Origin of the sequence: Collinsella sp. AM23-17 (assembly GCF_003470945.1) — a bacterium.
Taxonomy (GTDB): domain Bacteria; phylum Actinomycetota; class Coriobacteriia; order Coriobacteriales; family Coriobacteriaceae; genus Collinsella; species Collinsella aerofaciens_O.
Genome location: NZ_QRHU01000036.1, coordinates 1 through 8,816, shown reverse-complemented (window position 1 = coordinate 8,816; position 8,816 = coordinate 1). Strand labels below are relative to the sequence as shown.

Below are 8,816 nucleotides of genomic sequence, written 5' to 3'. Positions count from 1 at the left end.
GGCAGAGGCGGGGCATGCCCCGCCTCTTACACCACATCTCTGTGCGCTACCCCTAGGGTGGGGTGCAGCGTGCATTTTTGGGAGTTTTCAGCAGCCGTGAGTGCCTGCATACTGGATTTTGGGCGAAAAGCAGGCGCCATGAGCCGCATACTGTAAAAATGAGCGATCCTTGAGGTGCCGAGGGCTCATAATCAAGGCTTTCAACGCGGTTTTGTGCACCCATTCCCGCGCCCGCGGACTCCGGGATGCTGAATACTCCGGGATTTGCACGCCGCCCCCTGGGGTACCCGTGGGCAAAAAGCAACCACCCAGCCGAAATATGCATCCGGCGGGGCGGTTTATGCAGTACAGCGGCTGTGGATGCGCATGTCGCTCAGCGTTCTTGCCGACCGATGCAACGTCGTGCGTAGCCCTTAATGTCTTCGGTGAAACCGTCAAGGTCGTCGAGCGTGATAACGTTATCGGAAAGCAAGTTGGCTATCTCATAACGCATGGTGCTGCGGCGAATATCGTTCACAAGCACTCCTGAGGACAGCTTGTCCCTATTGATACGCTCTTCTAACGCCCAAAATCTACTGGACGCTTCACTGCCACCGTTCAGTATCTCGATGTACTGGCCGATGAGCATTTCCATATAGCTTTCTTGCCATTTTGGGAGCAGCTCTTTAAACAGCTTCCAGTCGCTTTCAGTTACCTCGCCCATATTGCCTCCGTTCACCAAACAGACTTAGCCATTCGATTTTTATTCTATTTGGTATTTTCGCTCACAGCCGTGGATGAGGGGACCATCGGTCTTCGAGTTCGAGCTTGAATGAACCGTTTGCTACAAAATGCGCCTAATTACTACGATGATTCGAATGCCTTCGACCATGCCGAAAAGGGTGAAAGTAAAACCGCAGGTAGAAAGCTTGCCGATTTTTGAAAAGGATGGGTGTGGTCGGCCTCACCGAGTTCATCGTAGTAAATCGGCCTTTTTCTTGGCATGCGGCGAGTTAAATGCCAGTTCCCGTGTTGGAATTGCCCTGTCCATTCGTGAGTTGCGGTGAAATCGGGACTGTTAGACGCTCCAAGGTCCTCAACGGTCCGTATTTCACCGCAACTTGGAAGGGGCGAGCGGCGTTGGCCAAGCATTGTTGACGGGTTGGAACGGCTTAGGCTTGTTTGCGGCGCTTCCATTGCTTTCGGCACCAGCACATGAGTGCCTCTATGAAGGGAATCGTGATGAGGATGACCCATGCGGGATGGGGCTGTGCCAAACAAAGCCACATATAGAGGAACCAGGCAATGGCGGCTGTTGCATAGACGACGCCGATCAGCTTGGAGAGATGATGTCGGTCGATAAAGTCGCCCATCGCCTCGTAGACGGGAATCAGAAAGACCAGAAAGAGCCCCATACCCCACGTGCCGCAGATGATGCCGAGCGCGAGATAGGCGAGGACGACAAGTGCAGGAAAGGGAAACTCGTTCCATGCGCGACCGATCTTGGTGTGGAAATGCTTGCCATGATGGTCGAGCTTGTCGTGTGCCTCTTTCCAGCTGGAAAACGTCTCGCCGTCGATGGTGACGGTGCCGTCGGCATTGGTATGTACGCTGTGTCCATCGTCCTCTAGCGTATCGATATGCAATCCGCCCGGCCCCACATGGACCTCTTCACCCTTGCGCTCGTTAGCCACGTGGATGCCGCTCCAACCAACATGAACCTCTTCACCTTTGTTGGGGTCGACGACGTGAATGCCGCGTGCAAGGGAAATGTCGACAAGTGGCTTGCCGTCAGGATCCACGTGCTCGGTAGAAGACTCGGTGCCTTCAGTCTCGTCGTAATTATTTGCGTCAACGTCATCGTCGGCCGAGGTGTCGACATCGCTAGCCGCTTCCCCATATAGCAACTCATCCAGTGACACGCCATACAGCGCGGCGAGTGCAATAAGGTTATCGGTATCGGGCGAGGATTCGCTGCGTTCCCATTTGCTGACAGCTTGGCGGCTTACGCCCAACTGGGCAGCAAGAGCCTCCTGGGAAAGACCGGCAGCTTTGCGGCGATCGACGAGGCGCTGTGCCATCGCAAGATCCATAGTGGTTCCTTTCATGTGGCGACCGTAATCGAATGAGCCGAGTATGCCGAGAATAACCGGTAGCGACCACCATTTCTAGTTAGAATCTGCCCCAACCCTACCGCAACTACGAGTAGCAACCCCCTAATGGCCTGCCATTTCATGACAAATGTTAGTACGCATAACAGCCAAGAGCCCTCTCAATACGTTGCGGTGGAATAGTTCCTGTTTCATGGCTCTGCTATGCCAAACAGGAACTATTCCACCGCAACTTACTATCAGGCCACGCACCCGCAGAGTAGCTACGGGTGCCTAGGGTAGGATGCGGCGTGCATTTTTGGGAGTATTCAGCAGCCGAGGGTGCCTGCATACTGGATTTTGGGCGAAAGGCAGGCACCATGGGCCGCATCCTGTAAAAAAAACGAGCGGCTCTAGAGGCGTTGGGGCTCAGAATCGGGGCTTTCAGCGCAGTTTTGCACCCCCCGCCCCCGCGCCCGCGGACCCCGGGATGCTGAATACTCCGGAATTTGCACGCCCCCCCTGGGGTACCTGTGGGCAAAAAGCAACCGCCCCGTCAAAGTATGCATTTGGCGGGGCGGTTTATGCAAAAATGCTGCTGCGGGCGCGTCGGCAGCTCGCTAGAACTTGAATCCCAGGACAGGCTACTCGGCGCTTTTGAGGGCGCCGACCATGTCGATCTTGTTGAGGGTGCGATTGGTAGCGAGGTTGACGATAAACGTAAAGCCAAAGGCTAGCAGCACGGATAGCACGTAGCTCAGCGGCTCGACCTCAACATCAAAATACAGCGACGGCATCTGCAAAATGTAGGTAAAGCTCTCGGCCAGTAAGCCGCCTAGCGGCACGCCCAGCGCGGCGCCAATCGCCGTGAGGATCAACGTCTCCTTGTTCACGTAATGGTGCACCTCGCCACGGCGGAAGCCCAGCACCTTGATGGTCGCCAGCTCGCGTTCGCGCTCGGAGATATTCGTGTTGGACAGCGTAAACACCACCACAAACGACAGGCACGCCGCCATGAAGGTCACGAGCACCACAACCGAATTGATGATCGTAAAGTTCGCCTCATAGTTTTCCCAATGCTCGGCCGTACTCGAAATCGTAAGCCAACCGTCACTCTTAAGATTCTTGCTAAACGCAATCTGGTCGGCCGACGAACCCTTAAGCAGCACAAAGACGCCGTTAAGGCGTACGCTTCGACCGAACGCACGCTCATAGGTGCCCTGCGTCATGTAAAGCGTGTTGCCCAGATAGTTAAGCGAAATGTCGCTGACTTTGACCTTGGCAACATTGAGCGACGAATCCTGGACGTGAGCCGTATCGCCCGGCTGAATCCCAAGCACCAGCTGTGAACTTTTGCTCAGATACACGTCTCCGTCACGCAAAGACAGCGGTTCTTTGGACTCGTCCTCAAGGCGAACGTAGTCGTCCAGATCGTTCGTGCGGCCATCGGGCACCACGATGAGCTGCACGGTCTCGCTCTTGCCGCCAAACGTAAAGGTGACGTTGTCGGTCATAATCGGCAGGGTCGAGGTCACCGTCACGTTGGAATCATTGGCCGTGCTGCGCTCATCCAATGCCGCGCACGTCTGCGAAAAATCGTCGGGATTGGCGACCGCCAGCAGGTCGTAGCGCGTGATATGCCCGTACTGCTTGGGCGAAAGCGCCACCGACGTATCGCGGATGCCCATACCGCAGATCACGAGCGCCGTGCAGCCAGCGATACCGAAGATGGTCATAAAGGCGCGCTTTTTGTAGCGGAACAGGTTGCGTGCAGCGACCTTGTTCAAAAAGCCCATGCGGTGCCAGATAAAGCCAATGCGCTCGAGCAGAATGCGCGAGCCGGCGCGCGGAGCCTTGGGGCGCATGAGCGAGGCAGGGGTCTCGGCCATCTCGTGGCGGCAGGCGATAATCGTGGCTCCCACCACGCCCACGGCAAACAGCGCCACCGAAACGATCGAGGACACGATGTCGTACGAAAGCAGCATCTGGGGCAGCGAGTACATGTCGTCGAACACCGTAAACAAGAACAGCGGCAGACCCACAAATCCGATGATATTGCCGAGCACGCCACCGATCAGACACGCCCACAGCGAGTAGTCCACATATTTGGACAGGATGCGCCCGCGTGAATAGCCGAGCGCCTTGTACAGGCCAATAAGCGTGCGCTCCTCCTCGACCATGCGGGTGGCGGTGGTGAGACTGATAAGCACGGCGACGATAAAGAAGATGAACGGGAACACCGTGGCGATGGCCTCGATCGAAGAACTATCGCTCTCGACGCTCGAGTAGCTTGCGATATTGCCGCGGTCCTGGATGTACCAGGTGCATTCGCCCAGGTCAGAGAGCTCGGCGCGGGCATCGGCAAACTGCTGGTCGGCGGCGGCACGGCGCTGGTCCAGGTCGGCTTGCGCCTGCGCACGCTCGTCGCTGCCCTCGGCCATGCGATTGATGTTGTCCTGCTCGATCCCAAAGACCATATTCGCCTGACGCTCAGCTGCGTCCAAGCTCGCCGGTGTGTCGACCGTCAGCTCCTGGGCGCGCGCCTTCTCACGCTCCTCGCGGATCTTCTCGATATTGCCCTTGACCTCATTGATCTTTGCCGAGTAGGCATCCGAATAGGAGTTGAGGCTCTTGGCTCCCTCGACGACCACGTGGACAGCGGAGTAGGAAGAAGATGTCGCGGCATCCTCGCTCACGTAGAACTTGTAGTCCGCAGTCGAAGCAGCGCGAAAGGCGTTGACTGTCGAGTCGGAGCTCACGTCGGTAGGATCGAGAACCTCGGCCGTGATGGTGTAGTCCCCATCGGCAAACTGGTCCTTGGCGCTTTGGTTCGACGAGCTCGCATCGTTGGCGGCAAAGCTCACCGTATCGCCGATTTTCTTGCCCGAAGCCTTCAAAAAACGTGAGGTCACTGCCACTTCGCCCGAAGTCTCGGGCAGCTCGCCGCGCACTAGCACCGGTTGGTCAATATTCTCTTTGGAGAGGCTCTGTACGACGACACGCTCGCGCGTCGTACCCACGGCGGTATAGGCGGTCTCGGTATAGATGCCCTCGGCCGTCTCGACGCCATCGACCTCTTGGATCGCGGCAAGATCGTCACCGGTCAGACCATAGGTCGACTGCACGTTGATGTCATAGACATTCTGCTGGTCAAAATAGGCGTCGACCGAATCACACAGGTCCTCGCAGCCCGCCTTAAGGCCGCACATCACGCTCACGCCAAGCGCGGTGATCACAACGATAGACAAGAAGCGTTTGAGGCTGCCGCGAATCGTGCGGTAGATGCCACGGCGAAAAACCGTCGGCACCATATCGTTTGAGCTTTGGGCGGTACGGTAGGTCGTAAAATCCTGCTCGCGCTCCGTGTTCTGCGCGTCGCGGCGTTGACTGTTTTGGCGGTCCTGATTCATGGGCGCTACCACTCGATCGTCTCGATAGGCACAGGATTTTGCTGGATCGTCTCGCTCTCCACGCGGCCGCTCTTAAAGCGGATCAGGCGATCGGCCATGGGCGCCAGCGCAGAGTTGTGGGTGATGATGATGACCGTAATGCCTTGCTTGCGGCAAGTGTCCTGTAGCAGCTGCAAGATCTGCTTGCCGGTTTTGTAGTCGAGTGCACCCGTAGGCTCGTCGCACAAAAGCAGCTTGGGGTTCTTAGCCAGCGCGCGGGCGATGGATACGCGCTGCTGCTCGCCGCCCGAAAGCTGCGCCGGAAAGTTAGCGAGGCGGTCGCCCAGGCCAACCTGGCGAAGCGTTTGCTCGGCATCGAGCGAATCGGGGCAGATCTGCGCCGCGAGTTCGACGTTCTCAAGCGCCGTCAGGTTAGGGACCAGATTGTAGAACTGAAAGACAAAGCCGACATCGGCGCGACGGTATTCCACAAGCTGAGCCTCGTTGGCAGAGCTCACGTCACGCCCGTCCACCGTCACGGTGCCAGAAGTTGCCGTGTCCATGCCGCCCAGAATGTTGAGGGCCGTGGTCTTGCCGGCACCCGAAGCACCCAAAATGATGGCGAGCTCGCCGCGCTCGACCGTAAAGCTCGCGCCGTCGAGCGCGTGGATGCGGGCATCGCCCTCGCCGTATGCCTTGATGACGTCTTTGAATTCGATATAGGCCATCGATTAATTCCCATCTGGTCGGATAACTCTTTAGTATTACCCATTTCCCACCGACCAAAAAGGGACAGGTTCATTTTGGCAGGTTTTATAAGGGGAAACGTACCTCTTTGGGGGCAGCGCGGGACGCGCAGGGGCGGCCGTGCAGATCGGCACAGCCGTCTCACGTGGAATCGACCGACGCCTGCCTTTCCGTGACACCGGCAACTCGTTTTTGCTTGTTGGCATGGCCGCCATTATGCCTTGGGACTGAGCACTCAAATTCTCACTCCTCATTGCCACGCTTGCCGCAAGCTATCAGGGTGACGAGATGACGACGCTCGCTGTAGCAGCGCAGCCACACTCTATAAGCGAGGCGTTTGCCAGCAAAAAAGCGCGCGACAGGGTAAGCCCGCCGCGCGCTATCCTATGCGGACTAGTTATTGTTGTTGGTCATCGAGGCCACTGCTGCCGCAAGATTGGAAATGGGCATCGTCTGCAACCAGATGCGACCGGGACCGGTGAGCACGGTGTTGAACACGCCCTCGCCACCAAACATGATGTTTTTGACGCCCTTGACCATTTGAGCGTCGATGCTCACGGTCTCCTCAAAGCCGGCCACGTTGCCGGTATCCACAATCATCTGCTGGCCAGCAGCGAGCTCGTACTCAACCAGGTCGCCGTCGATCTCGGCAAAAGCAACACCCGAGCCCGTGAGCTTCTGCATGATAAAGCCCTCGCCGCCAAAGACGCCGGCCTTTGCCTTCTTGTTAAAGTGAATGCTCAACTCGACGCCACTTTCCGCGGCAAGGAACGAACGCTTCTGCAAAATCCAGCTCTTGCCCGGACCGATCTCGATTGGCACGATGCGGCCGGGGAAGCAGGAGCCAAACGCGATCATGCCATCGCCACGCGCGGTCCAAATGTTTTGGAACAATGCCTCACCCGAAAAAGCCTTGGAGAACATCTTGCCGATGCCACCGCCCGAGGTAGACATTTCCATGTTGGGGGTCATCCAAGCCATGGCGCCGCTTTCGGTGATCATGGATTCGCCATCGCTAAGGTTGCACGTAACAACCGGGAAAGCCCCTCCGCCGATCTCGTACTGCATGACCGTCTCCTTTCCACTCAGGAGCCGAATAACGATGCCTATATTTTAGCAGGTAGAGATGCATATGTTCACACCGCCCATGCCCTCTCCTGCGGACGTTTCCCCAGATAAAACCTGCCAAAATAAACCTGTTCCTTTTTGGCGGGTTTTAAAGGCAAACGGTGAAGGTGATCTGGTTGCCGTGACCGGATACGGTGGCGGCGCCTCCATGGGCCTCGGCGATGGCACGCACCACGGACAGGCCCACGCCCGAGCCACCCGTCTTGGAGCTGCGCGACGCATCCGCACGATAGAAGCGATCGAACAATCGGTCCAGGTCGCCCTCGGGCAGCTCGTCCACGGCGTTCGATACGACAAGCTCGGCGGCGCCCTTGCCTTTGCCGTGCGAAACGGCGCACAGGCTCAGCTCAATCACGCTGCCCTCGCTCGCATAGCGCGTGGCGTTGTCCAGTAGCAACTCAACCACCTGCGCCACCGCCGCGGCATCGGCATGGGTCCGCACGCCGGTCGCAATCGACGTCGACAGGCGTTTACCGCCTGAGACCGCCACCGACTTAAACGGCGCCGCCACCTTGTTCACCGCCTCCGAAAGATCGATCGACGCCATGGTAAAGCCCGCCGAGCCCTCGTCCATGCGTGCCAAGAACACCAAGCGCTCCGTGAGCGCCGATAATAGCGCACCCGCACTCGCCTTAGTGCTGCCTTAGCAGGTCGATGAGCATATTTAAAAAAGCAAGGTTATAGCTTAGTCGGACTTAAGGAACGGGCGGCTTCACATCTCGCCCTGCAAACAACGCCCGTACAGCGAGCGCGCTTGCCGCATGGGCGTTGCGGCCGCCTGCAGCTTATAGATAGGCACCCTCGAGGCGCAGCAGCCACTCCTTGCGATCCAGTCCACCGGCGTATCCGTTGAGCGATCCGTCGGCCGCGACCACGCGATGGCACGGCACGATAATCGAAATAGGGTTGCGAGCGACCGCAGCCCCCACCGCGCGAGGAGATACAACGGGCGCTTCATTTCCCGGCACACGATGTCGAGCCGCAACACGCTGGGCGATCTCGCCATACGTAGCGACCTCGCCACGCGGGATCGAAAGCAGCTCAAACCAAACCTCACGCTGAAACGCCGTGCCGATCATATGCAACGGCGGCGTAAACCGAGGTTCCTGCCCTGCAAAATAAGCATTCAGCCAAGCCCAGGAACGCTCAAGCACCGAAGAGGCCGCACCATTTGCCGGACTCACCGACGACATGCCACCAGTACCGGAAACCGCATCGACGCCTTCAACATGTTCGGAGTCTTCACGGAGAAGCGTGGAGCCAAAGTGCTCCTGCCCCTCAAACCAAAGCCCCGTCAGACCGCGGCCATCAGCGGCAAGCAGGATTTCGCCCAAAGGCGAAGCAAACGTCGTCGTGACCACCAGCGGCTCCTTTCAAAACTCCGCAACATAATACCGCGAATTGTGCAGACAACCCCCGCAGATACGTCCTGAACTGCCTCCCATTTCTTGGACACAAGAATGGGAGGCTTTTTTATGGCTGG

7 protein-coding genes and 1 pseudogene are annotated in these 8,816 nt (G+C 57.8%); 1 reads left to right on the top strand and 7 read right to left on the bottom strand.

All coding sequences use genetic code 11. From position 1 onward, the window contains the following. Positions 1 to 373: 373 nt before the first annotated feature. The 4 genes from DW645_RS09565 to DW645_RS09550 all read right to left on the bottom strand — a co-directional run bounded on the left by DW645_RS09565 (position 374) and on the right by DW645_RS09550 (position 6,186). Positions 374 to 703, bottom strand: a complete 330-nt coding sequence (locus DW645_RS09565; RefSeq protein ID WP_118227329.1) for a multidrug transporter — start codon at positions 701 to 703, stop codon at positions 374 to 376. A gap of 448 nt (positions 704 to 1,151) precedes the next feature. Continuing rightward, on the bottom strand, positions 1,152 to 2,072 hold the full coding sequence (locus tag DW645_RS09560; RefSeq protein ID WP_118227328.1) for a helix-turn-helix transcriptional regulator: 921 nt from the start codon (positions 2,070 to 2,072) through the stop codon (positions 1,152 to 1,154). A gap of 641 nt (positions 2,073 to 2,713) precedes the next feature. Continuing rightward, positions 2,714 to 5,479, bottom strand: coding sequence for an FtsX-like permease family protein (locus DW645_RS09555; protein WP_233540762.1), 2,766 nt, complete (start codon positions 5,477 to 5,479; stop codon positions 2,714 to 2,716). Between the two features lie 5 nt (positions 5,480 to 5,484). Beyond that, positions 5,485 to 6,186 (bottom strand): ABC transporter ATP-binding protein, encoded by a 702-nt coding sequence (locus tag DW645_RS09550; protein WP_117629924.1) that lies wholly within the window; start codon positions 6,184 to 6,186, stop codon positions 5,485 to 5,487. A 109-nt stretch (positions 6,187 to 6,295) separates the two neighbouring features. Between DW645_RS09550 and DW645_RS10255 the strand changes: the two are divergent. Then, positions 6,296 to 6,436: pseudogene (locus DW645_RS10255) on the top strand (hypothetical protein); the annotation flags it as partial. Between the two features lie 162 nt (positions 6,437 to 6,598). Here DW645_RS10255 and DW645_RS09540 read toward each other — a convergent pair. The 3 genes from DW645_RS09540 to DW645_RS09530 all read right to left on the bottom strand — a co-directional run bounded on the left by DW645_RS09540 (position 6,599) and on the right by DW645_RS09530 (position 8,694). Next, the gene (locus DW645_RS09540) at positions 6,599 to 7,273 is read right to left on the bottom strand and encodes a TIGR00266 family protein (protein WP_117629922.1); all 675 of its coding nucleotides are present in this window, start codon (positions 7,271 to 7,273) and stop codon (positions 6,599 to 6,601) included. Positions 7,274 to 7,421: 148 nt separating this feature from the next. After that, positions 7,422 to 7,922: a cell wall metabolism sensor histidine kinase WalK gene (locus DW645_RS09535; RefSeq protein ID WP_117778623.1), complete on the bottom strand. Its 501-nt coding sequence runs from the start codon at positions 7,920 to 7,922 to the stop codon at positions 7,422 to 7,424. 196 nt (positions 7,923 to 8,118) lie between these two features. Then, positions 8,119 to 8,694, bottom strand: a complete 576-nt coding sequence (locus DW645_RS09530; protein WP_233505710.1) for a methylated-DNA--[protein]-cysteine S-methyltransferase — start codon at positions 8,692 to 8,694, stop codon at positions 8,119 to 8,121. Between the last annotated feature and the right edge of the window lie 122 nt (positions 8,695 to 8,816).

Excerpts from the sequence above, each read along its gene's own strand:
- DW645_RS09550 (WP_117629924.1), bottom strand. The coding sequence starts at position 6,186 with ATGGCCTATATCGAATTCAAAGACGTCATCAAGGCATACGGCGAGGGC.
- DW645_RS09555 (WP_233540762.1), bottom strand. The coding sequence starts at position 5,479 with ATGAATCAGGACCGCCAAAACAGTCAACGCCGCGACGCGCAGAACACG.
- DW645_RS09540 (WP_117629922.1), bottom strand. The coding sequence starts at position 7,273 with ATGCAGTACGAGATCGGCGGAGGGGCTTTCCCGGTTGTTACGTGCAAC.
- DW645_RS09560 (WP_118227328.1), bottom strand. The coding sequence starts at position 2,072 with ATGGATCTTGCGATGGCACAGCGCCTCGTCGATCGCCGCAAAGCTGCC.
- DW645_RS09565 (WP_118227329.1), bottom strand. The coding sequence starts at position 703 with ATGGGCGAGGTAACTGAAAGCGACTGGAAGCTGTTTAAAGAGCTGCTC.